The organism is Polaromonas sp. P4_F9 (assembly GCF_056401235.1).
Map to the genome: position 1 here is coordinate 56863 of NZ_JBFUJT010000005.1, position 23590 is coordinate 80452.

General features: G+C 63.1%; 19 protein-coding genes. 12 read left to right on the plus strand and 7 right to left on the minus strand.

The features are described 5' to 3' along the window. Positions 1-68 precede the first annotated feature (68 nt). The 5 genes from AC1DUB_RS06170 to icmF all read left to right on the plus strand — a co-directional run bounded on the left by AC1DUB_RS06170 (position 69) and on the right by icmF (position 8548). Positions 69-998: a PPK2 family polyphosphate kinase gene (locus AC1DUB_RS06170; RefSeq protein WP_477728765.1), complete on the plus strand. Its 930-nt coding sequence runs from the start codon at positions 69-71 to the stop codon at positions 996-998. A gap of 132 nt (positions 999-1130) precedes the next feature. Beyond that, positions 1131-2255 carry a TRAP transporter substrate-binding protein gene (locus tag AC1DUB_RS06175; RefSeq protein ID WP_477728766.1) on the plus strand — a complete coding sequence of 375 codons (1125 nt, stop codon included), beginning with the start codon at positions 1131-1133 and terminating at the stop codon, positions 2253-2255. A 77-nt stretch (positions 2256-2332) separates the two neighbouring features. Beyond that, positions 2333-2959 carry a TRAP transporter small permease subunit gene (locus tag AC1DUB_RS06180; RefSeq protein ID WP_477728895.1) on the plus strand — a complete coding sequence of 209 codons (627 nt, stop codon included), beginning with the start codon at positions 2333-2335 and terminating at the stop codon, positions 2957-2959. A gap of 2 nt (positions 2960-2961) precedes the next feature. Further along, a complete protein-coding gene (locus AC1DUB_RS06185) occupies positions 2962-4920 on the plus strand; it encodes a TRAP transporter large permease (protein ID WP_477728896.1) in 1959 nt (652 codons plus the stop codon). Between the two features lie 202 nt (positions 4921-5122). Next, the gene (gene icmF / locus AC1DUB_RS06190; protein ID WP_477728767.1) at positions 5123-8548 is read left to right on the plus strand and encodes a fused isobutyryl-CoA mutase/GTPase IcmF; all 3426 of its coding nucleotides are present in this window, start codon (positions 5123-5125) and stop codon (positions 8546-8548) included. Between the two features lie 294 nt (positions 8549-8842). Here the strand turns inward: icmF and AC1DUB_RS06195 are convergent, their stop codons facing one another. The 6 genes from AC1DUB_RS06195 to AC1DUB_RS06220 form a co-directional block, all read right to left on the minus strand. Then, on the minus strand, positions 8843-9007 hold the full coding sequence (locus AC1DUB_RS06195) for a hypothetical protein (protein WP_477720081.1): 165 nt from the start codon (positions 9005-9007) through the stop codon (positions 8843-8845). A gap of 74 nt (positions 9008-9081) precedes the next feature. Further along, positions 9082-9918 carry an amidohydrolase family protein gene (locus tag AC1DUB_RS06200; RefSeq protein ID WP_477728768.1) on the minus strand — a complete coding sequence of 279 codons (837 nt, stop codon included), beginning with the start codon at positions 9916-9918 and terminating at the stop codon, positions 9082-9084. A 5-nt stretch (positions 9919-9923) separates the two neighbouring features. After that, positions 9924-10943, minus strand: coding sequence for a tripartite tricarboxylate transporter substrate binding protein (locus AC1DUB_RS06205; RefSeq protein ID WP_477728769.1), 1020 nt, complete (start codon positions 10941-10943; stop codon positions 9924-9926). A 47-nt stretch (positions 10944-10990) separates the two neighbouring features. Next, positions 10991-11731, minus strand: a complete 741-nt coding sequence (locus tag AC1DUB_RS06210; protein WP_477728770.1) for a GntR family transcriptional regulator — start codon at positions 11729-11731, stop codon at positions 10991-10993. A 190-nt stretch (positions 11732-11921) separates the two neighbouring features. Next, positions 11922-12860 (minus strand): Bug family tripartite tricarboxylate transporter substrate binding protein, encoded by a 939-nt coding sequence (locus AC1DUB_RS06215; protein WP_477728897.1) that lies wholly within the window; start codon positions 12858-12860, stop codon positions 11922-11924. 251 nt (positions 12861-13111) lie between these two features. Next, the gene (locus tag AC1DUB_RS06220; protein WP_477728898.1) at positions 13112-13945 is read right to left on the minus strand and encodes an aldo/keto reductase; all 834 of its coding nucleotides are present in this window, start codon (positions 13943-13945) and stop codon (positions 13112-13114) included. 210 nt (positions 13946-14155) lie between these two features. Between AC1DUB_RS06220 and AC1DUB_RS06225 the strand changes: the two genes are divergently transcribed. Then, a complete protein-coding gene (locus AC1DUB_RS06225; RefSeq protein WP_477728771.1) occupies positions 14156-14467 on the plus strand; it encodes a cupin domain-containing protein in 312 nt (103 codons plus the stop codon). A 30-nt stretch (positions 14468-14497) separates the two neighbouring features. Here the strand turns inward: AC1DUB_RS06225 and AC1DUB_RS06230 are convergent, their stop codons facing one another. Continuing rightward, positions 14498-15568: a DUF6352 family protein gene (locus AC1DUB_RS06230; RefSeq protein WP_477728772.1), complete on the minus strand. Its 1071-nt coding sequence runs from the start codon at positions 15566-15568 to the stop codon at positions 14498-14500. 287 nt (positions 15569-15855) lie between these two features. Between AC1DUB_RS06230 and AC1DUB_RS06235 the strand changes: the two genes are divergently transcribed. From AC1DUB_RS06235 to AC1DUB_RS06260, 6 genes are all read left to right on the plus strand, one after another. Next, positions 15856-18195: a DUF6600 domain-containing protein gene (locus AC1DUB_RS06235; protein WP_477728773.1), complete on the plus strand. Its 2340-nt coding sequence runs from the start codon at positions 15856-15858 to the stop codon at positions 18193-18195. Positions 18196-18556: 361 nt separating this feature from the next. Next, positions 18557-19363: an ABC transporter ATP-binding protein gene (locus tag AC1DUB_RS06240; RefSeq protein ID WP_477728774.1), complete on the plus strand. Its 807-nt coding sequence runs from the start codon at positions 18557-18559 to the stop codon at positions 19361-19363. Positions 19364-19554: 191 nt separating this feature from the next. Continuing rightward, positions 19555-20259: an ABC transporter ATP-binding protein gene (locus tag AC1DUB_RS06245; RefSeq protein WP_477728775.1), complete on the plus strand. Its 705-nt coding sequence runs from the start codon at positions 19555-19557 to the stop codon at positions 20257-20259. Positions 20260-20338: 79 nt separating this feature from the next. Next, complete coding sequence (locus AC1DUB_RS06250) at positions 20339-21532, plus strand: ABC transporter substrate-binding protein (RefSeq protein WP_477721350.1); 1194 nt, start codon at positions 20339-20341, stop codon at positions 21530-21532. 80 nt (positions 21533-21612) lie between these two features. Then, complete coding sequence (locus AC1DUB_RS06255; RefSeq protein ID WP_477720092.1) at positions 21613-22497, plus strand: branched-chain amino acid ABC transporter permease; 885 nt, start codon at positions 21613-21615, stop codon at positions 22495-22497. Between the two features lie 60 nt (positions 22498-22557). Beyond that, complete coding sequence (locus AC1DUB_RS06260) at positions 22558-23529, plus strand: branched-chain amino acid ABC transporter permease (protein ID WP_477728776.1); 972 nt, start codon at positions 22558-22560, stop codon at positions 23527-23529. The last annotated feature ends 61 nt before the right edge of the window (positions 23530-23590 follow it).

The window sequence follows — 23590 nt, forward strand, 5'->3', positions numbered from 1 at the left end:
CATGAACGCCGGACGCGGTGCAGAATCTGCTTCACGGCGAACGACCACCGCTACCACCGGAGACCACGATGCCCTCGACCCGCCCCCGTGCCAACTCACGCATGACGCCCAAGTCCCTGGCCCAGATCATGGCCCAATGGCAGCCGCCCGTGGCAGGCACGGCAGCGGATGGCAAGAGGGCCAAGCCAGCCAAGGGAGCCAGGGGTAGTGCCATGGCCGATTTCGACCCGTCGGCCCAGCCGTTTTCCAGCGGGGACAAACAGCGCGACAAGGCGGCGGTCGAAGCCCTGGCCCTGGAGCTCGATGAACTGCAGAACCTGTTTTATGCAGACAAACGCCACAAGCTGCTGGTGGTCCTGCAGGGCACCGACACCTCCGGCAAGGACGGTACGCTGCGTGGCGTGTTCGGGCGCATCAGCCCCTTGGGCGTGCACACGACCTCCTGGAAGGCCCCCACCGAAGACGAGCGCGCGCACGACTACCTGTGGCGCATTCACCAGAGGGCGCCGGGCGCCGGCGAGATGATGCTGTTCAACCGCAGCCACTACGAAGATGTGCTGGTGCCGGCCGTCAATCGCTGGATCACGCCGGCGCAGACATTGCAGCGCTATCAGCACATCAACGACTTTGAACGCATGCTCAGCGAAACCGGTACGGTGATCCTGAAATTCATGCTGCACATCAGCTTTGAGGAGCAGGGCCAGCGGCTGCAGGAGCGCATTGACGACCCCACCAAGCACTGGAAGTTCAGTATGGATGATTTGCAGGTACGCAAGCAGTGGAAGCTTTACCAGCGCGCCTACCAGGACCTGCTGAACGCCACCAGCACGCCGTGGGCGCCGTGGACGGTGGTGCCGGCCGACTCCAAAACCCATCGCAACCTCATGATCGCCACGCTGGTGCGCAACAGGCTGCAGCAGTTGAACCTGCGCTTCCCGCCACCCGTTCCGGGGCTCAAAAATCTGAAGGTTGACAAAAAGCTGACGGCCTCCGCATAAGACCGGAAAGCACTTTGAACCTAATCAGAGGCAATCAACGGGCTTACTGTCGGTAAAAACCCTCTTCCCCGCAGCCAATCAATGGCAAATGATGCTTAGGTAGGTAATGTTTTTACAACAGGAGACACGTTGATGACCGATACCAAAACCCCTCGCCGCCGCAGCCTGCTCAAGGGCGCGGCGATGGCCGCCGGCGCTGGTGCCATGTCCGCCCCCATGCTGGCGACCGCGCAAACCACCACCACGCTGCGTTTCCAGAGCACCTGGCCGGCCAAGGACATCTTTCATGAGTTCGCCAACGACTTTGCGAAAAAAGTCAACGACATGGCCAGCGGAAAACTGAAAATCGAGGTACTCCCGTCAGGGGCGGTCGTGCCTGCATTCCAGTTGCTGGAAGCCGTCAACAAGGGCACGCTCGATGGCGGCCACGGTGTGGTGGCCTACCATTACGGCAAGCAGTCAGCGCTTGCGCTGTGGGGCTCCGGCCCGGCTTTCGGCATGGACCCCAACATGGTCCTGGCCTGGCACAATTATGGCGGCGGCAAGGCCCTGCTGGAGGAAATCTACAAGTCGCTCAACATGGACGTGGTGTCCTACCTGTACGGCCCCATGCCCACGCAACCCTTCGGCTGGTTCAAGAAGCCGATCTCCAACGTCGCGCAGATGAAGGGCGTCAAGTTCCGTACCGTAGGCCTGGCGGTTGACATGTACACCGACATGGGCGCTGCCGTTAACCCGTTGCCCGGTAGCGAGATCGTGCCGGCGCTGGACCGCGGCCTGATCGATGGCGCCGAGTTCAACAACGCCACCTCCGATCGCATCCTGGGCTTCCCCGATGTGGCGAAGAACTGCATGCTGCAAAGCTTCCACCAGAGCGGCGAGCAGTTCGAGATTCTCTTCAACAAGGGCAAGTACAACGCACTGCCGCAAGAGCTGAGGTCCATCATCGACTATGCGGTGCAGGCCGCCAGCGCGGACATGAGCTGGAAGGCAATCGAGCGCAACTCCAAGGACTACATTGAGCTCAAGAAGCAGGGCATCAAGTTCTACAAGACGCCCGACTCCATTCTCAAGGCCCAATTGGTTTCGTGGGACAAGATCATCGAGAAGAAGGGCGGCGAGAACCCGCTGTTCAAGAAGGTGATTGAATCGCAGCGCGCCTATGCCGAGCGTGCCGGCCAGTGGCAGAACGACTACATGGTTGATTTCAAGATGGCCTACAACCACTATTTCGCAAAGGGCCAGAAAAAGGCCTGACCAGCAACGGGTCAGCTGACCATGCCAGCCACATCGGGGAACCGGGTGGCTGGTTTGTTTTTTTAAAAAAGAAAATGATGAAAGTCCAAACACTTTTACATACGGCTGACGAGATCAGCACCTGGGTGGGCAAGGCTTTTTCCTGGCTCATCGTGGCGCTGATGCTGCTGGTGGTTGCCGAGGTCTTCAAGCGCTATGCGCTCAATGCGCCAACCGCCTGGGTCTTCGACGCCAGCAACATGCTTTACGGCACCCTGTTCATGATGGGCGGCGCCTACACCCTGGCCCAGGACGGTCATGTGCGCGGCGACTTCCTCTATGGCAGTTTCAAGCCGCGTACCCAGGCCGGTATCGATCTGGCTCTTTACGTGTTGTTCTTCCTGCCCGGCATTGCCGCCCTGACCTGGTCCGGCTGGACCTATTTTCAGGATTCACTGGCCATCCACGAACAGACCTTCAACGCGGACCCCCTGCCGGTTTACCCCTTCAAATTCATGATTCCCCTGGCGGGCGCCCTGGTGCTGATGCAGGGTATCTCCGAAATCATCCGCTGCCTGGTCTGCCTGAAAACCGGCGAGTGGACGCCCCGACTCAAGGATGCCCAGGAGTCTGATGTGGTGGCGCAGCAGCTGGCGAGCAGCGAGTATGTTGATGAGGAAGCCAAGCGGCTGGCCATCGAGAAATCCAAAGGGATGAAGGGTTGATGATGAGCAATGCTGCACTCGGCTTGACGATGCTGTGCCTGATCGTGGTCGTGATCATGATGGGCTTTCCCACAGCGTTCACGCTCATGGGCCTGGGCATGATGTTTGGCTTCGTTGCCTTTTACGACCCGGCCACACCCTGGCTGGACAACAAGATTTTTGACCTGATGGTTCAGCGCGCCTTCGGCGCCATGAACAATGACGTCTTGCTGTCGATTCCGCTGTTCGTGCTGATGGGCTACGTCATGGAACGTGGCGCGCTCGTGGACAAAATGTTCCACAGCGTTCAACTCGCCTTCCGCAATTTGCCCGGCTCGCTGGCCTTGACCACGCTGGTGATCTGCACCTTCTGGGGTATCGCCAGCGGCCTGGTCGGTGCGGTGGTGGTGTTGATGGGGGTGATCGCCATGCGCCCCATGCTCAACGCAGGCTATGACACGCGGCTGGCCGCGGGTGTCATCACCGCCGGGGGCACGCTGGGTATTTTGATCCCGCCTTCGGTGATGATCATCGTCTATGCGGCCGTGGCTGGTCAGTCGGTCGTCAAGCTGTATGCCGCCGCCATGTTTCCAGGCTTTTTTCTGGCCTTCCTGTATCTGATCTATGTGATCGGCTGGTGCATGATCAACCCAAAAATTGCGCCCAAGCTGCCGCCGGAGCAGATGAAGGCCACGATCTCGCCCTGGGTCGCGCATATCTCGTCCAGCTATTCGCGCTTCATGCTGCCCGCGCTGCTGGCGGCGGTGCTCTCGCCCGCCAAGGCTTTACGCAAAGGCGTCGAGGGCGTGAACCTGAACTGGTGGCGCCTGCTGGCCGCCCTGGTGCGCGCTTTGGGGCCGGTCATTCTGGCTGTGGTCACCTTGGGCTCGATCTGGTGGTATGTGACCATCTACTCGCAACAGGGCGACGAGCCGGCGCCCGTCGCGGCTGCGCAGCTGGCGCAGAAGGCCAAGGTCGCAGGCACCGAAGTACAAGCACCCCAAGTGCCTGACGCAGGGGGCGGGCTGCAGGAGCCGCCAGCAGATGCGGGTGCCTTGCAGGAGCCACCAGCCGAGGGTGCCCTGCAAACACCTCCCGACTCTGGCGCGGTCGCGGAGCCACCCGGATCTGCGCCGGGCGCCGCAAAGGTCGAAAAGGACGAACCTCTGCAAGACATGGGCAGCGGGGAAGCGACCGACGTCCATAAAACCGAGCCGGTGCCCCAGGAGTTCTATTACGGTTTTCTGATTGCCAGCGTCATGACGCTGGCATTGCTGGGCTACTACTACTGGAAGTTCGACGCCGAGCAGTATGAGATTGTCTCCATGCTGATCCACTCGGTCGCCCCGCTGGGAATACTGACCTTTGTCGTGCTGGGTGTGATCCTGTTCGGCATCACCACTGCCACCGAATCGGCGGCGGTGGGGGCGGCTGGCGCCTTCCTGATGGCCTGGCAGGCCAAGTCGCTGACTTTCCAGAAGATCAAGGAAGCGGTGTTCCTGACCGCCAAGACCACCTCCATGGTGTGCTGGCTGTTTGTCGGCTCGGCGTTGTTCTCGGCCGTGTTTGCGATTCTGGGTGGCCAACGCCTGGTCGAGACATGGGTGCTGTCCATGGACCTGTCGCCAATGCAGTTCCTGCTGCTGTCGCAGGCCATCATCTTCGTGCTGGGCTGGCCGCTGGAGTGGACCGAGATCATCGTGATTTTTGTACCGATCTTCCTGCCGCTGCTGCAACACTTCCAGATCGACCCGATGCTGTGGGGTGTGCTGGTGTTCGTCAACCTGCAGGCGGCCTTCCTCTCGCCACCAGTCGCGATGTCGGCCTTTTACCTGAAAGGGGTGTCGCCTTCGCATGTGACGATCAACCAGATATTCGCGGGCATGATGCCTTACATGCTCATCGTGATCCTGTGCATGGTGTTCATGTACATCTGGCCTGGGCTGACACTCTGGCTGCCGAAATACCTTTATGGTGGATAAGCACCGGCCACAGTGGCCGTTCGGGAATCAAGGGCGCGCAAGCGCCCTTTTTTCTTCCTCATGGCCCGCCCCCAAAGGCGCACCATGAAGGCGAAAACTTGACGGCATCCCGCGAAACGGTAAGATTGACGTTTACGTAAACGTCAATCACGCTCAATCAAGATCATTGGCGCCTGATATGCGCCAACCCCGGAGACCACTCATGACCGATCTGTCAGCAGAATACAAGGCACTGGCCAGTTACCGTCCCACGCACAAGGTGCGTTTTGTCACGGCGGCTTCGCTGTTTGACGGTCACGATGCCGCTATCAACATCATGCGGCGCATTTTGCAAGGCATGGGCGCCGAGGTGATTCACCTCGGCCACAACCGCAGCGTAGACGAAGTGGTGACGGCCGCCCTGCAGGAGGACGTACAGGGCATTGCCATCAGCTCTTACCAAGGCGGGCATGTGGAGTATTTCAAGTACATGGTGGATTTGCTGAGAAGCCGCGGCGGGCAGCACATCCAGGTCTTTGGCGGCGGCGGCGGCGTGATCGTTCCGCCCGAAATCCGCGAGCTGCATGCCTATGGCGTGGCGCGCATCTACAGCCCCGAGGATGGCCAGAAGATGGGGCTGGCAGGGATGATCGGCGAGATGGTGATGCGCTGCGACAAGGACCTGACCGGCCTGGCCCCCAAGGACGTCCATGCCATTGAAGGCCATGGCGAGATGAACTGGCGGGCGCTGGCGCAGCTCATCACGGCACTGGAAAACGACAAGGCCGACCCGGCCCTGGTCGAGGCCCTGCGGGCGCAGGCTGCCACCAAAAAGATACCGGTGCTGGGCATCACCGGCACCGGCGGCGCCGGCAAGTCATCACTGACTGACGAACTGATTCGCCGTTTGCGGCTGGACCAGAACGACCAGCTGCGCGTGGCCGTCATCAGCATTGACCCCTCGCGCCGCAAAAGCGGCGGCGCCCTGCTGGGCGACCGCATCCGCATGAATGCCATCAATCCCTGGACTGTGACACAGGCCCCCACACTTGTCGCTTCGCGTGCCTCCGGCGTTGCGCTGCCCCTTTCACTTGAAGGAGGGGCTAATTCTCCTAGGGGCGGCCCGTCGAAAAATTCCCTAGCCGGCCAGAAGAACGCCGACAGCGGTCAACGCGTTTTCATGAGGTCTCTGGCCACCCGCGAATTCGGCAGCGAGATCAGCAAGGCGCTGCCGGAGGTGATTGCCGCCTGCAAGGCCGCCGGCTTTGACCTGATCGTCGTCGAGACCTCCGGCATTGGCCAGGGCGATGCCGCCATCGTGCCGCACGTCGATGTGCCCATGTACGTGATGACGCCCGAGTTCGGCGCGGCCAGCCAGCTCGAAAAAATCGACATGCTGGACTTTGCCGAGTTTGTGGCCATCAACAAGTTCGACCGCAAGGGCTCGCTCGATGCCCTGCGCGATGTCTCCAAGCAGGTGCAGCGCAACAAGGAAGCCTGGACCACGCCAGCCGACCAGATGCCGGTCTTTGGCACCATGGCCGCACGCTTCAACGATGACGGCGTGACCGCGCTGTACCAGGCGCTCAAACCGCGGCTGGCCGCGCTGGGCCTTGCGCTGGAGCCGGGCGGCCTGCCGGCGGTGGAGGTTCGCCACAGCACCAACCAGACGCCGGTGGTGCCCGCCGCCCGTACGCGCTACCTGGCCGAAATCAGCGACACGGTGCGCGGCTACAAGAAACGGGCGCGCGAACAGGCCAGGCTGGCGCGCGAAGTCCAGCAGCTGCAGGCCGCCGCCACCATGCTCAAGCTCGACAAACCCGAGCGGGCGCCTGCCGCAGAGGCCGCGCTCGACCTGGCGGGCCAGCGCAAAGCCAGCATGGACGCCGACGCCCGCCACCTGCTGGCCCAGTGGCCCGACATGCAAAAAGCCTATGCCGGCGATGAATACGTGGTGAAGATCCGCGACAAGGAAATCCGCACCGCCCTGATCACCAAATCCCTGTCGGGCACCCCCATCCGCAAGGTCTGCCTGCCCAAGTACGAAGACCACGGCGAAACGCTGCAGTGGCTGATGCTCGACAACGTGCCGGGCAGCTACCCCTACACGGCCGGCACCTTCGCCTTCAAGCGCGAGGGCGAAGACCCGACCCGCATGTTCGCCGGCGAAGGCGACCCTTTCCGCACGAACACACGCTTCAAGCTGCTCAGTTCGGGCATGGCCGCCAAGCGCCTGTCCACCGCCTTTGACTCGGTCACGCTGTATGGCAACGACCCCGCCGTGCGCCCCGACATCTACGGCAAGGTCGGAAATTCGGGTGTCAGCATCGCCACGCTGGACGACATGAAGGTGCTCTACGGCGGCTTTGACCTGTGCAGCCCCAGCACCTCCGTGAGCATGACCATCAACGGCCCGGCGCCGACCATCCTGGCGATGTTCATGAACACCGCCATCGACCAGAACCTGGAAAAGTTCAAGGCCGACAACGGCCGCGAGCCCACCGACACCGAAGCGGCCAAGATCCGCGAATGGGTGCTGGCCAACGTGCGCGGCACCGTGCAGGCCGACATCCTGAAGGAAGACCAGGGCCAGAACACCTGCATCTTCTCGACCGAGTTCAGCCTGAAGGTAATGGGCGACATTGCGCAGTACTTCGTGCACCACAACGTGCGCAACTTCTACTCGGTGTCCATCAGCGGCTACCACATCGCCGAAGCCGGTGCCAACCCCATTTCGCAGCTGGCTTTCACGCTGTCCAACGGCTTCACCTTTGTCGAAGCCTACCTGGCGCGCGGCATGCATATTGACGACTTCGCGCCCAACCTGAGCTTCTTCTTTTCCAACGGCATGGACCCGGAGTACACCGTGATGGGCCGCGTGGCGCGCCGTATCTGGGCCGTGGCGATGAGGGAAAAATACGGCGCCAACGAGCGCAGCCAGAAGCTCAAATACCACATCCAGACCTCGGGCCGCAGCCTGCATGCGCAGGAAATCCAGTTCAACGACATCCGTACCACGCTGCAGGCGCTGATCGCGATCTACGACAACTGCAACAGCCTGCACACCAACGCCTTCGACGAGGCCATCACCACGCCGACCGAGGAGTCGGTGCGCCGCGCCATGGCCATCCAGCTCATCATCAACCGCGAATGGGGCCTGGCCAAGAACGAAAACCCCTCACAGGGCGCGTTCATCATCGAGGAGCTGACCGAGTTGCTGGAAGAAGCCGTGCTGCTGGAGTTCGAGCGCATCGCCGAGCGCGGCGGCGTGCTGGGCGCGATGGAAACCGGCTACCAACGCGGCCGTATCCAGGACGAGTCCATGCACTACGAGATGCTCAAGCACACCGGCGAGCTGCCCATCATCGGCGTCAACACCTTCCGCAACCCGCACGGCGACGCCGTGCAGGACAAGCTGGAGCTCGCCCGCAGCACCGACGAGGAAAAGCAGAGCCAGCTCAAACGGCTGGAAGAGTTCCAGCAGCGCCACGCCAGCGAATCGCCCGCCATGCTCAAACGCCTGCAGAAAGCGGTGATTGAGAACAACAACGTGTTTGAGGTACTGATGGAGGCCGTGCGGGTTTGCTCGCTGGGGCAGATCACCAATGCGCTGTTTGAGGTGGGTGGGCAGTACCGGCGCAATATGTGAACGGGTGCAGGCTCCAAAAAGCTTTTTCGTTCGGTCGAATAGTTGGTCTGTGAGGCAACATTTGGCAGGCAAACACACCCCCTCCACCCTCAAGAGAAGTCCCAGCCAGCGTACGCCAGCCGCTGGAGCCGATGTATGCCTTCTTGGTAGCCGCCAAAGCGGAATCGGCCAGCTGTGCTGCCACGGCCAAACACACACTCCGGCTGCACCCCAAAAAATAAAGCCGGGCTCTGCACTGGGCAGAAGCAACCGGCTGCTAGCCTGTTAACCAGACCTCGGGAAAAACGGGAGGGCTTAGCCGCCTTTTTTGGGGCGCTTGCCGGGGTTCTTCTTGCTGCGGGTGGATGTGCCGCGCTCCAGGCTGATCTTCTGGCCGCGGCCAGAGGTGATGGTGTAGCCCTTGGGAGGGATTGGCTTGGGGGCGCAGATGTCGGCTTCGACTCTGATTTTTTTAGGCATGGAAGACTCCGGTTAAAAATGGCTTAACCTGTGATTTTAAGCCACTCCACGCCCGTTGCCGCGCCAGGAGCCACTCAGGCATACAGCATCGAGGGCGCCCGCTCCCATGCATGGCTTTTTTGCGCCGCAGACAGGGCACGCGCCACGGGCTCCCACGTACTCGCGTAAGCCGGCATGGCATCCGATGCGAAAGCCGTGTGCGGCCAGTCCGAGCCCCAGACCATGCGCCCTTCAAACAGCTGCGCCACTCTCCGGATCGAATCATCCAGTGCCTCATAAGGCGATGCGGCATGCAGGCGGTACCAGCCCGACAGCTTGACCCAGGCGCCCAGCTCCGCCAGTTGCGCCAACGACTGCCAGGCCGCATGGCCTGAGGGCAGGCCCGCATGCAGGCCCGCCAGATGATCAAGCACGGCTGGCACCGGGCTGGTGGCATGCAGGGCCGCGATGGCGGACAAATCCTCCGGGCGGGCGTACCACTGCACGTGCCAGCCGAGTGCATGCAAGCGGGGGGCCAACGCCTGAAAGCTGTTCGACGTGGCCTGGCCGTTCAGCCCATTCAGGCTGTCTCCCACTGGAGAGACCAGATTAAAGCGCACGCCCCGAACACCCAGCGCATGCATGGCTTCAAGCGCCGCATCGTCAGCCGATGGCGCCAGCACCACGACACCGCGATGCCGCCCCTTGCCGGCACGCAGGGCATTCAGCAGCACCGTGTTGTCGGTGCCATAAACACTGGGCTGTACCAGCACCAGATGACCAACGCCATGACCCTGCGCCAGCGCCTCAATGTCGGCCAGCGGCCGGTGCACCGGCTTGTAGTGGCCAGGCGCCACGCTGGCGTCACCGTCAAACACATGGACATGGCTATCCCAGCCCGCTGCAAGCACCTCTACAACATCACCGGGCATTGATGTCAACCTACCGTGATTTTGCGGTCGCTCACAACCCGCCCCCACTGTGCCTGCTGTGCCTTGAGAAAAGCGGGCACCAAACCATCCGGACCGTCAGGAAACACCTCGCCGCTCAAGGCACGGATGCGACCCAGCACCTCAGGGTCTGCCATCGCTTTGCGCAAGGCAGCCACCAGAGTGGTTTTAACTTTGGGGTCCATCCCGGCGGGTGCCAATACCGGGTTCCATTCCAGCACCTCATATGCGGACACACCGGCTTCTTCCATGGTCGGAATGTCGGGCAAGGCGCGCGTGCGGCGGCGGCTCGTCACCGCCAGCGGACGCAGGCGGCCCGACTGAATCTGCCCCAGCGAAGACGCTACATTGGCAAAAAACAGCGGTACCTGGCCTGCCATGACATCGTTCATGGCGGGTCCGCCGCCACGGTAGGGCACATGAACCAGGCTGACACCGGCACGGTCTTCAAACAGAGCCCCCGCCAAATGCTGGGCCGACCCATTGCCCGATGACGCGTACGAAATATGCCCCGGTTTGGCCTTGGCCATCCGGATCAGGTCCTTCACGTTTTTGGCTTCAAAACCGGGCGTGCACACCAGCGCATTGGGAAACAGTGCCAACACCGCCAGCGGCGTGAAGGCCTTGTCCGAGTCATAAGGCAGCTTGGGAAAGAGCGCCGGATTCACCGCAAAAGACGAGGCATCCAACAGCAACTGGGTACCGTCAGGCATGGCCCGCGCCACCTGTCCCGCCGCAATCTGGCCGCTGGCGCCGGGCTTGTTGTCGACCACCACAGTCTGCCCCAGGGCTTCAGCCAGTTTCGGGGCAATCAGGCGCGCCATCAAGTCGGCACCGCCGCCTGCCGCATAGGACACCACCAGCGTGATGGTTTTGCCGCCCGCAATCTGGCCGGCGGCTCGCGCCAGCGTCCAGGGCGCGGCAACTGTCGCCGCCGTAGCCTGCAAAACCTGTCGGCGGGAAAAGTGGCCTGAGTGGGTGGATTCAAGGGCTCGAATCGGCTTCATGGTGGGGTCTTTCGATGTTTCTGGAAATGATCAAAGGGGACATTGGTTCAGGTGATCGCGATGGTGTAGTGAAAGGCATGGGCGTCGCCCCGCGTGAAGCGCACTTCGACACAATGACCCGCGAGGTCATACGCATTGCGGGTGACCAGCGCGCACGGGTGGCCCGCAGGCAATGCAAGGTGCCGGCCCTGCGCCGCCGTGAGGGCACCAAAGGCAATTTCATCCACCGCGCGGTGCACATGGACACCGCAACGCTCGGCAAACAGGGGGTAGAGCAAATCGCCCCAGGCGCCGGTGTCGCCATCGGCCAGCTCGGCAAAGAGCGCCAGTGGCAGCCAGATTTCTTCATAGACGGCCGGCTGGCCCGCGAAAGAACGAACCCGCAGCAGGCGCAAGGCGGTGTCACCGCGTGCCAACCCCAGGCGGCGCGCCACCTCGGCAGGTGCGACCAGCGTCTGGCGCGACACGATGCGTGAGGCGGGCACCTCGCCCGTCCCCTCGCCAAAGCGGAAAAACCGCATCATGGTGGCGCCCGTCAGGCCTGATCGGACGAAGGTGCCGCGCCCGTGAATGCGCTCAATCAGGCCCTGGTCGGCCATCAACTCCAGGGCACGGCGCAAGGTACCCAGCGCCACGCCGTGTTCGGCGGCGAGGGTCTGCTCGGCCGGCAAGGCGCTGCCCGGTGGCCACTCCCCCGCCACCACCCGCGCTCGCATGGCAGCGGCCAGCGCCGCATAACGGCTTTGGCCCGGTTCGGTGGGCACCACGGTCAGGGAAGGAATCGTCATTGATCTAGTCCTATAGATGACTAGATCATGTCACAGGACAACAAGAACGCCGTCAGGGTTTCCACCTATCGAGGGATTTGTCGGGCTCTGCAGGCGGGCCTGGGCCGCCTGCAGGAAGGGTAAAGAACAAAAGGGCAAGGACGGGCGCACGGCGCGCCGCCTGCGCACAAGGCATTGCGCCTTGTGCTGCTTATTCGATGGTGGCGCCGGACGCCTGCACGATGCTTTTCCACTTCTGGTAGTCGGCCTTCAGCAGGGTGGAGAATTGCTCCGGCGTCATGTTCTGCACTTCGGCGCCCTGCGCATGGATGGCCGCCTTCATGTCAGGCGTGGCCAGCAGCTTGTTGAACTCGGCATTGACCGTGGCCACGATCTCCTTGGGCGTGCCAGCCGGCATGAACAGCCCATACCAGGTGCTGACGTCAAAGTCCTTGTAGCCCAGTTCAGCCACCGTCGGCACCTCGGGCAGCGAGGTGCTGCGGCGGGCCGACGTGACGGCCAGCGGGCGCAGCTTGCCCGACTTGATTTGCGCCATCACCGAAGGCAGCGAAGACACCATCAGGTCCACGTTGCCGGCGAGCACATCCATCAAGGCGGGGTTGGAGCCCTTGTAAGGCACATGCCGGATGTTGATGTGGGCGGCATTCTTGAAGATCTCACCGGCCAGATGAATCGTCGTGCCATTGCCGGGCGAGCCATAGGTGATCGAGTCCGGCGCGGCCCGCGCAGCAGTCACCACCTCTGCCAGCGACTTGAAGCGCGACGCGGTGCTGGTGACGATCACCACCGGCGTGTAGGCCACATGCGCCACCGCCACCAGGTCTTTGGTCGGGTCGTAGCTCAGGTTTTTGTAGAGCCAGGGCGCCACCACCATATTGTCTTTTTGCCCCATCACCATGTCATAGCCAGTGGGCGCGGCGCGCACGGCTTCGGCGATGCCTATGGTGCCGCCAGCACCGGCGCGGTTGTCCGGAACCACCGTCCATTTGCTCGCTTCGGTCAGCTTGTTGGCCACCAGGCGCGACAGGATGTCGGTGCCACCGCCGGGCGGGAAAGGCACGATCAGGCGCACGGGTTTGGCGGGATAGGGCTGGGCTTGCGCGGCGCACAGCGCCAGCGCGAGGGCCATGAAAGAAAAAAACTTGCGAAGCACGGTGGGCTCTCCTTGGGGGTCTGCGGGCGCGGAACGCGCATGCAAGCAGCGCGTCGGCCCAATGCGTAATACTTGACGCCTGACGCTTGGCGCCTGATGTCGGTTGAGCCTGCAATTTTATTCGCCGGCCCGTCTGTGCTGACCGCCCATGGGCTGTGATCCGCGGGGACCAGCCTCTCGTCCGGCGATGGGGGCAAGGCCAGGAGGAAGTCTGCCTGCGTTCCGCGTCAGATCATCTCCAGCGGCGCAGGGCCTGCCGGCGGCCGGAAGATCGCATCCAGTTCGGCGAGCTGCTCACCGCCGAGTTCGATGTCGGCAGCCGCAATATTCTCCCGCAGCCGCTCCGCATGGCCTGTCTTGGGGATGGCCATGACGCCGTCCTGGGCCAGCAGCCACGCCAGCGCAGCCTGGCCGGGCTGCAGGTGATGGCGGCGGGCAAAACGAGCCAGCCCGGCATGGTGCAACAGGCGCGACTGTTCCATGGGCGAATACGCCATGACGGGAACCTTGCGTTCGCGCAGCCAGGGCAGCAGATCCCACTCAATGCCGCGGCGTGTGAGGTTGTAAAGCAGCTGGTTGGTCTGCACGCCCGGCCCGCCCGGCAGCAACCACAACGCCTTCATGTCAGCCATGTCGAGGTTGCTGACGCCGTAGTGCCGGATCTTGCCGGCCTTTTGCAGGGCCATGAAGGCCTGCAGGGTTTCCGCCAAAGGCACGGTGCCGCGCCAATGCAGCAGGTAAAGGTCAATGCGGTCGGTGCGCAGCCGGCGCAGGCTGCGCTCGCAGGCGGCCACCGCCCCCTCCCGAGAGGCATTGTGCGGATACACCTTGGTGACGATGAAGGCCTCATCACGCCGCCCTTGCAGTGCTTCGCCGACCAGTTCCTCGGCGCTGCCCTCGCCATACATTTCCGCGGTGTCCACCAGCGTGCAGCCCAGGTCCAGGCCCAGCCTGAGGGTGGCCAGTTCATCGGCCCGCTGCGCCGGCGCCTCACCCATGCACCACGTGCCCATTCCCAGTGCCGGCACGGTTTCGCCACAAGGCAGCAATACGCTTTTCATGGCAGCCATGGTAGCGCCGCATTGCGCCATACGGCTCCGGGCGCGAAAGACCCGGCCTGCACACGCCGCACTGATTAATGCGTTCATGGAATCAATAGCGCCCGAAGAAATCATGGTTTCATCCGCGCCCCGCCCTAGTATTGCGAGGGCTTTCAATGCATAACCCGCAACCCGCCGCAATCATCACGATAACGATGGAGACATACGAATATGAAGATCATCCGCAGCAAGGATTTCACTGCAGACCGCGCCTGGGGCGCCATGACGATCGCCAACATGAACGGCATCACCACCCGGCTGCACTGGACCGACCAGCCCTACAAGTGGCATGTCAACGAAGGCGAAGAGGTCTTCGCCGTGCTGGATGGCCGGGTCGAAATGCGTTACCGCGATACCGGCGGCCAGTGCTCGGTCATGCTGGAGACCGGTGACATCTTCTTCGCCAGCGCGGGCACCGCGCATGTGGCAGCGCCTGTAGGTGCCGCCCGGGTTCTGGTGGTGGAAGTCGAGAACAGCGACTGAGGCAGAGGCAAAAGCAGAGGCGCCTTGCGCTCACGAGGCCGCGTGCAGCGGGAGGTTCACCAGCAGGTTCTGCGGCTTCAGCCTGACCACGCCATCGGCGCTCATCATGAGCCCCAGGTAAACCGGTTTGCCCGCCACGTCGGCGCGCATCTCACGCGGGTCCGCGAACTCCAGCCGGAACAGGCTCACCAGGCGCTGCAGGCGGTCGGGGGCTACGTCCCGGCCTTCATACAGGTCGTTGAGCAAGGCCGTCGCCTCCGCATCCAGGCCCACATGCCAGCGCCAGGCTTCGTCGTCCACCTTTTGCACGGGTGCGATGGTGACGTCTACCCCCAGAAAATGCCGCACCCATTTTTGCAGCACGCTCGCCAGCGCCTTCAGGCCCGAGCGGGCCCGGGTCATCGTCAGTACCAGGCCGTGGCTCAGGTCGTTGCTGACTTCGTGGGTCAGGTCCAGCAGATAGGCGTAGCGATCCCCCTGCTGCCAATAGTCAGGCGCATTGTCATCACTGAGCACGCGCACCTCGACATCGCGCAGCGGCGCCTTCGCTTCCGCGAGAAAGCGCCCGATATCGCCGAGGCCGCCCGTCTCGTTGAGCATGTCCAGCGTTTCACGGTCGCCGCTCAGGACCTGCCCGCCCTCCGTGCTGATGCGCTGGCTGCGAAACAGCATCTCGCCGGCGCGCACTTCATAGGCGTCGGTGGAATCGTCGAGCAGGTTGCGCGTGATGGCGTGGGCCAGCAGGTCGATGAAAAGCGGCGGTATGTTGATCTGGCCCGTGCCGTCGCGGGGAAACAGGCTCAGGTAGTAGGCCTCCAGTGTGCCGGCAGCCAGCAGGCCGTCGCGAAAGCGCAGAAACAGCCCGTAGCTTTCGCGGGCATCGGCGTCCTGCAGGGCCTGCAGTGCGGCGGGCATCACCGGCTTTCCCGGCGCTTCCACCAGGGCGGCGTGCAGCGCCAATTCAGCCTTGCACGACTCAGGCACGGGCGCCAGTTCGGGCCGGGCCAGAAAAAGCCGCAGGTAATCGTCAGTGGGCTGGAGCCAGCCACGTTCATTGCGCTGGAGATGGTCAAAGCCGCTGGAGGGCCAGAAATTCTGCATGACGCAATCGTCTCATACCGAGTGGCATACCGAGTGGGTGTGGTCGTCCCACTCCCCACTCCCTACTCCCGCTCTTTTGTCGCCAGCATTACATCCTGTTTCAGGGCGGCACATAAATGGTGCAATCTTTACCGGCCCTTAGCTGTCGAACTTATATCTGGCGCGTTATTAGGGTGAGGGTCGTGCATTCAGGACTATCCAGGCCCCTTGAGCGGCAGTACCGGGTATCGCATGTCACGGCCGGGTTTCCCCATCGGGGCCATATCGACAGGAAGAGAGTGTGCAACGTGACACCATTACCGCTACCACAACCGGCTTTTTTATCCGGCTTTTGCTTCCAGCTTTCCCGCGCCTGCCGGAGGTTTCCGGCGCTTGTCGCGGCGGGGCTGCTGGCCGTGCTGCAGGCCACAGCCTGGGCGCAGGCGCCCGGCTCATACATCGATCCCCCCGGCCGCGTGGCCCGGCTCAACCTGATGGAGGGGGCCGTGAGTTTTTCACCGGCCGACGTCGCCGGCTCCCAGGACGCCAGCGCCTGGACGCCGGCCATGCTGAACCGGCCGCTGACGCGTGGTGACCGCTTGTGGACGGGCTCGCGTGCGCGCGCCGAACTGCATATCGGTTCGACGGCCGTACGCATGAGCGAGCAGACCAGCCTGGACTTCCTGGTGCTGGACGACGACGTGGTCCAGTTACGCCTGGCCCAAGGCACCCTGCGGCTGCGCGTGCGCACCCTGTTTGAGGGCCAGCGCCTGGAGATCAACACACCCAATCTGGCATTCGTGATTTCGCAGCCGGGCGACTACCGGCTGGACGCCAACCTGGCCACCGACACCACACGCGTGGTGGTGCAGTCCGGCGGCGGCACCGTCTACGGCGACAGCGGCCTGCCTGTCACGCTGGCCAGCCAGCAGCAGGCCAGCTTCACCGGCACGCAGCTGACGCCCGGGGCGCCGGGCTCCACCGTGCTCGACAGCTTTGACCTCTGGGCTCTGGAGCGTGACCGGCTTGAGGACCAGTCGGTATCGGCGCGCTATGTGCCCCGCGAAGTCACCGGCTACCAGCAGCTCGACCTGTATGGCGACTGGAGCCAGGACCCGACCTACGGTGCTGTCTGGCTGCCCCGCGCCGTGCCGGTGCACTGGGCGCCGTACCGCATGGGCTACTGGAGCTGGATAGCGCCCTGGGGCTGGACCTGGATTGACGACGCCCCCTGGGGATTTGCACCGTGTCACTATGGCCGCTGGGCGCTGATCGGTCAGCGCTGGGCCTGGGTGCCGGGCCGGCTGGCAGCGCGACCGGTGTACGCACCAGCACTGGTCGTCTTTGTGGGCGGCAGCAGCGGCGGTGTGAACTGGAACATCTCGATCGGTTCGGGCGGCGCGCCGCGGCCCGCTCTGGGCTGGTTTCCGCTGGCCCCGGGCGAGGCCTTCCGGCCGATTTACCGGGTGAGCCCGCGCTACGTGACGCAGGTGAACCAGAACATCGTGGTCAACACCACGGTCAACGTGACCAACGTCTACCGCTATCAGCGCCAACCTGCGGCCGTCACGGTGGTGAGCGCGGATGACTTTTCCCGCGGCCGGCCCGTGCGCGGCAACCTTGCGCTGAACCTGGCCGAGCTGAACCGGGCGCCGGTGGTGGTCGACCGCAGCGCAATACCCCAGCGCCCCGACGTGCAGCGGCCCCGGCTTGCCGCAGCGGCTGCGCTGCCGCCCGCGCCGGTGGTCACGCAGCCCGTGGTACGCGGCCGGGAAGAACGCCGCGAGGAGCGCCGCGACGGCAGGGCACAGCCTGCCTTGCCGGCCGCACCGGCAACCCAGGGCTTGATCGGCGCACAGCCGCCGGCAAGGTCCGGGCAGATCATCCCACCCGCCTTGCAGGACCGCAGTGCCGCCGACACGGAACAACGCACCCGGCGCGAGCAGCAACAACTGCAGCGCGAACAGGAGCGCCAGCAGCGCGAAGCCACACGGCCACAGGATGCGCAGCGCCGGCCAGGCGACGAGTCATTGATTCAGCGCGCCCAGCGGGAACGGCAGCAGGGCAGCATGCCCGCTGCCAGCCCGGACGCACGGACCGCGGCAGAACGCAATGCCATCGACACGGAGCAACGCGCCCGGCGCGAGCAGCAGCAGCAGCAACAACAACAACTGCAACTGCAACGTGAGCAGGAACGCCAGCAGCGCGAAGCGGCGCAGCAACAGGAGGCTCAGCGTCGGCAAAACGAAGAGTCGCTGATTCAGCGCGCCCAGCGTGAACGGGCCGCAGCAGCGGAACGCAGCGCCATCGAACAGTCGCAGCGCGCACAACAGCAACTCCAGCGCGAGCAGCAGCAACTGCAACGTGAGCAGGAGCGCAAGCAGCGCGAAGCGGCGCAGCAACAGGAGGCGCAGCGCCGGCAAAACGAAGAGTTGCAGGGGCAACGCGCCCTGCGCGAGCAGGCGCAGCGGGCACAAGCAACACAGGCAGCACAGGCGCAGGCGCAGGCGCAGGCGCAGCAACAGCAACAGCTGCAGCAGCAGGAACAGCGCAAGGCCCAGCAACGGAAACAGCCGCGTGAGGCGGACGCGGCCAACGCACCCGCCCCCCGGCCGGAGGGCTTGCCCGGCCGGTTCCGGGAACAGTGACCCACCGGACCCGGGCCACTTCCGGTTCAAGGTTTTGAGCACGATGCCGCCCATGACACCTTTGCCCGCGTCTGGATCTGGAAGCGGCCGACCCCGGCAGGAGATGGCAGGGGATGGCAGATGAAGGCAGCGAAAGCGTCTGGCTCTGGACGGCCGGCGGGTCACTGGAGAAATTTGCGTGACGCACCGTCTTTCCGGAAAGATTCACTCGCCTTCGCCGGCAGCGAAACTCGGGTTGCCCATCACGCAAAACTACCTAAGGGTCTTACCCGGTATCGCCGCCGGAACCGGATAGCTAGTATGACCAACTGTCTTTCATCGGACCACGGTTTGTGCCCACCTGGCTGGCCACACCGACTCCATGAGTTCACCCCATCATCTGCCGGAGAGCAATTTGTCAGTGGAGTTCATTCTTGAAACGCGAGGGTTGACCAAGGAATTCAAGGGATTCGTTGCCGTCAACCACGTGGACCTCAAAGTCCAGCGCGGGCATATTCACGCGCTGATCGGACCCAACGGCGCCGGCAAGACCACCTTTTTCAACCTGCTCACCAAATTCCTGCACCCCACCTCGGGCACCATCACCTACAACGGCACCGACATCACGCACGAGCAGCCGGCGCAAACTGCGCGGCGCGGCATTGTGCGCTCCTTCCAGATTTCGGCCGTGTTTCCCCACATGACGGTATTGGAAAACGTGCGCGCAGCGCTGCAGCGCAACCTCGGCACCTCATTTCATTTCTGGAAAGCCGAGAGCACCCTGTTCCACCTGCACGAGCGTGCCCGTGAGTTGCTGGCCGAAGTCGATCTGGGCGGTTTTGCCGATGAGCTCACCGTGAACCTGCCCTATGGCCGCAAGCGTGCGCTGGAACTGGCCACCACGCTGGCACTCGAACCCGAGCTGATGCTGCTGGACGAACCTACCCAGGGCATGGGCCATGAAGACGTGGACCGCGTCACGCAGCTGATCAAAAAAGTCTCCGCCGGCCGCACCATTTTGATGGTCGAGCACAACATGAATGTGGTGTCGTCGATTGCCGACCGCATCACGGTGCTGCAGCGCGGCACCATCATTGCCGACGGCCCCTACGCCGAGGTTTCGGCCAATCCGCTGGTGATCGAAGCCTATATGGGCACCGCCAACACCGAATTACAGGGCGCTCACTAGATGTTGACCCCCACGCTTTTCACTTCGTGTAATGCGCTGCCCCCAGAGGGGGCCGCTGCGCCTGCGGTCTGGCAAAGCCAGTCCCGCGGCCCCTGCTGGGGTGAAGAGCCCCCACGTTCGCTCACTGCGTGTAGCTCCCTGCCCCCCGAGGGAGCCCGAGCACTCCTTGCGGCGGCCCTGCGGAGGCCTGCATGACCAAAGAGCTCCTCAAAATCGAAGACCTGCACGCCTGGTACGGCGAGTCGCACATCCTGCATGGCGTGAACCTGACCGTGAATGAAGGCGAGGTGGTGACGCTTCTGGGCCGCAATGGTGCCGGCCGCACCACCACCATGCGGGCCATTGTCGGCATGACCGGCGCCCGCAAGGGCTCGATCAGGATCAACGGCGAAGAAGCGATCAAGCTGGCGCCCCACAAGGTGGCCCGGCTGGGCATTGGCTACTGCCCTGAAGAGCGCGGTATTTTCGCCAGCCTGTCGGCCGAAGAAAACCTGATGCTGCCACCCAATATTGCACCCGGGGGCATGAGCGTTGCCGACATCTATGCCATGTTTCCCAATCTGAAGGAACGTGCCGGCAGCCCTGGCACACGCCTGTCGGGCGGCGAGCAGCAAATGCTGGCCGTCGCCCGCATTTTGCGCACCGGCGCGCGGCTGTTGCTGCTCGATGAAATCTCCGAAGGCCTGGCACCCGTCATCGTGCAAAAGCTCGCCGAGATGATCCTGACGCTCAAAGCCAAGGGCTACACCATCGTGCTGGTCGAGCAGAACTTCCGCTTTGCCGCGCCACTGGCCGACCGTTTCTACGTCATGGAGCATGGCCGTATCGTCAAGCAGTTTGCCCAGGCCGAGTTGTCGCAAAACATGGGCATGCTGCAGGAGTATTTGGGGGTGTAGGCGGCTCGCTGCCAGATTCCGCTTGATCCGTTTTTTACTTGCCCGGTTCCAATCTCACCACCTCAAGAAGGAGACTTTCATGAAACTCAAGACTCTCATTGCCGCCATGGCCATCGGCCTGGGCGCCGCCGCTTCCGCGCAAAACACGGGACCGGTAAAAATCGGCTTCATCACCGACATGTCCAGCCTCTATGCGGACATCGACGGCCCGGCCGGCGGTGAAATGGTCAAGTGGGCTGCACAGGACTTCGGCGGCAAGGTGCTGGGCCGCCCGATTGAAGTGCTGACGGCCGACCACCAGAACAAGGCTGACGTGGCCAGTTCCAAAGCGCGTGAATGGATAGACAAGGATGGCCTGTCGATGCTGATGGGAGGCACCAACTCCGGCACGGCGCTCGCCATGTCCAAGGTGGCCACTGAAAAGAAGCGCCCTTTTATCGTGATCGGGGCCGGCTCCGCCCGCCTGACCAATGAAGACTGCTCACCATACACCGTGCACTATGCCTACGACACGGTGTCCCTGGCCAAGGTGGCCGGCTCGGCGCTGGTCAAGGCTGGCGCCAAGAACTGGTTCTTCCTGACCGCTGACTACGCGTTCGGCCACTCGCTCGAAGGCGACGCGGCGACTGTCGTCAAGGCCAACGGCGGCACGGTGGCCGGCACGGTGCGCCATCCGCTCAACGCATCCGATTTCTCCTCTTTCCTGCTGCAGGCGCAAACGTCCAAGGCACAGATCCTGGGCCTGGCCAATGCGGGGGGCGACTTCACTAATGCGATGAAGGCGGCCAAGGAGTTCGGCATCACCAAATCCATGAAGGTCGCCGGCCTGCTGGTATTCATCAACGACGTGCACAGCCTGGGCCTGGCCAACACCGAAGGCCTGCAGCTGGCCGACAGCTGGTACTGGAACCAGGACGACGCCTCGCGCAAGTTTGCCAAGCGCTTCTTTGACAAGTACAAGCGCATGCCATCCAGCCTGCAGGCAGCCGATTACTCGGCCGCCGCCAACTACCTCAAGGCCGTGCAAACCGCCGGCACCACCGACTCCGACAAGGTGATGGGCGCGCTGAAAAGCATGAAGTTTGATGACTTCTACAGCAAGGGCCAGATCCGCGCCGACGGCCGGATGATTCACGACATGTACCTGTTCGAGGTCAAGTCGGCCAAGGATTCCACGACACCCTGGGACTATTACAAAACCATCGCGAAGGTGCCGGGCGAGCAGGCCTTCACCACGGTGGCCGAATCCAAATGCGCGCTGGTCAAAAAGTAAGCTGACTACTGGCCGGTCGCGCATGCGATCGGCCGCTTTTCTGTTTTCTGTATTCTCAAGGCGTGAACTGACGGGCCTCCATGGAAATTTTCGGTATTCCCCATCAAGCGTTCCTGGGCCAGCTGCTGCTGGGCCTGGTCAATGGCGCGTTTTACGCCCTGCTCAGCCTCGGGCTGGCCGTCATCTTTGGCCTGCTGGGCATTGTGAACTTCGCCCACGGGGCGCTCTACATGCTGGGCGCCTTTGCGGCCTGGATCATGCTCGACAAACTCGGCATCAATTACTGGTATGCGCTGGTACTGGCGCCGCTCATCGTGGGCGCGCTCGGCGTGGTGATTGAGCGCCTCTTTCTCAAGCACCTGTACAAGCTCGACCCGCTCTACGGGCTGCTGCTGACCTTTGGCCTGGCGCTGATCGCGGAAGGCATTTTCCGCGAGCTGTATGGCGTGTCGGGACAGAATTACAACGTACCGGAACTGCTGTCCGGCGCCACCAATCTCGGATTCATGGTGCTGCCGAATTACCGGGCGTGGGTGGTGCTGGTGTCACTGGTGGTTTGCCTGGGCACCTGGTTCATCATCGAGAAAACACGGCTGGGTGCCTACCTGCGCGCCGGCACTGAGAACGCCGCGCTGGTGCAGGCTTTCGGCATCAATGTGCCGATGATGGTGATGCTGACCTACGGCGCCGGCGCGGCGCTGGCGGCGCTGGCCGGCGTGCTGGCCGCCCCCATCATCCAGGTTAACCCGCTGATGGGTTCGAACCTCATCATCGTGGTGTTTGCCGTGGTGGTGATCGGAGGCATGGGCTCCATCCTGGGCTCCGTCATTACCGGCCTGGGCCTGGGCCTGATCGAAGGCATGACCCGGGTGTTTTACCCCGAAGCGTCCAACATCGTGGTGTTTATCGTCATGGTCATCGTGCTGATGGTCAGGCCGGCGGGCCTGTTTGGCAAGGAAACCTGAGCCATGACCCCAACCGCCTCTGCCAATGCTTCTGTGACTGTCCCTGTGACCAAGCCTCTCATGACTCAAGCCGCAAAATTCACCCGTATCACCTACCTGGCGTTGCTGGCGCTGGCGCTGCTGGCACCCGCCATCGGCTTGTACCCGGTGTTTGTCATGAAGCTGCTGTGCTTTGCCCTGTTTGCCTGCGCCTTTAACCTGCTGCTGGGTTTTACCGGCCTGCTGTCCTTCGGCCATGCCGCATTTTTTGGCTCGGCCGCCTATGTCACCGGCTGGTTCATCAAGTCGCAAAGCTGGACGCCTGAACTGGGCATTCTTGCCGGCACCGTGGCCGCCGGGCTGATTGGCCTGGTCGTCGGCGCGGTCGCCATCCGGCGCCAGGGCATTTACTTCGCCATGATCACGCTGGCGATTGCGCAGATGGTGTTTTTTGTCTGCCTGCAAGCACCGTTTACCGGCGGCGAAGACGGCTTGCAGGGCGTGCCGCGCGGCCGCCTGCTGGGCCTGCTCTCGCTCGAATCCGACACCACCATGTACTACTTTGTGGTCGCGGTCTTCGTGCTGTGCTTTTTGGGGATCTCGCGCATCGTGCATTCGCCATTTGGCCAGGTGCTCAAAATGATCCGCGAGAACGAAGCGCGCGCCATCTCGCTGGGCTACCAGGTAGACCGCTACAAGTTGCTGGCCTTTGTGCTGTCGTCCGCCCTGGCCGGGCTGGCAGGCTCGCTCAAGACCCTGGTGATGGGTTTTGCCACGCTGTCGGATGTGCACTGGTCCATGTCGGGCGAAGTGATCCTGATGACCCTGCTGGGCGGCGTGGGCACCTTCTTTGGCCCGGTCTTTGGCGCGGGCATCGTGATCTCGCTGCAAAACCTGCTGGCCGACAAGGTCGGCTCCTGGGTCACCGTCATCATTGGCGGGATCTTCGTGATCTGCGTACTGGCCTTCCGCAAGGGCGTGGTGGGTGAGCTGCAGGCTTTCCTCGATCGCCGCCGTCAGGCCGCTGCCGAGGCCGCCCCGCCGCCGGCCTGAACCGGCGAGCAAGTGCCTTCTGCGGCACAAGCTGCAATTGCTACTGTTTTTATAGCCGGCA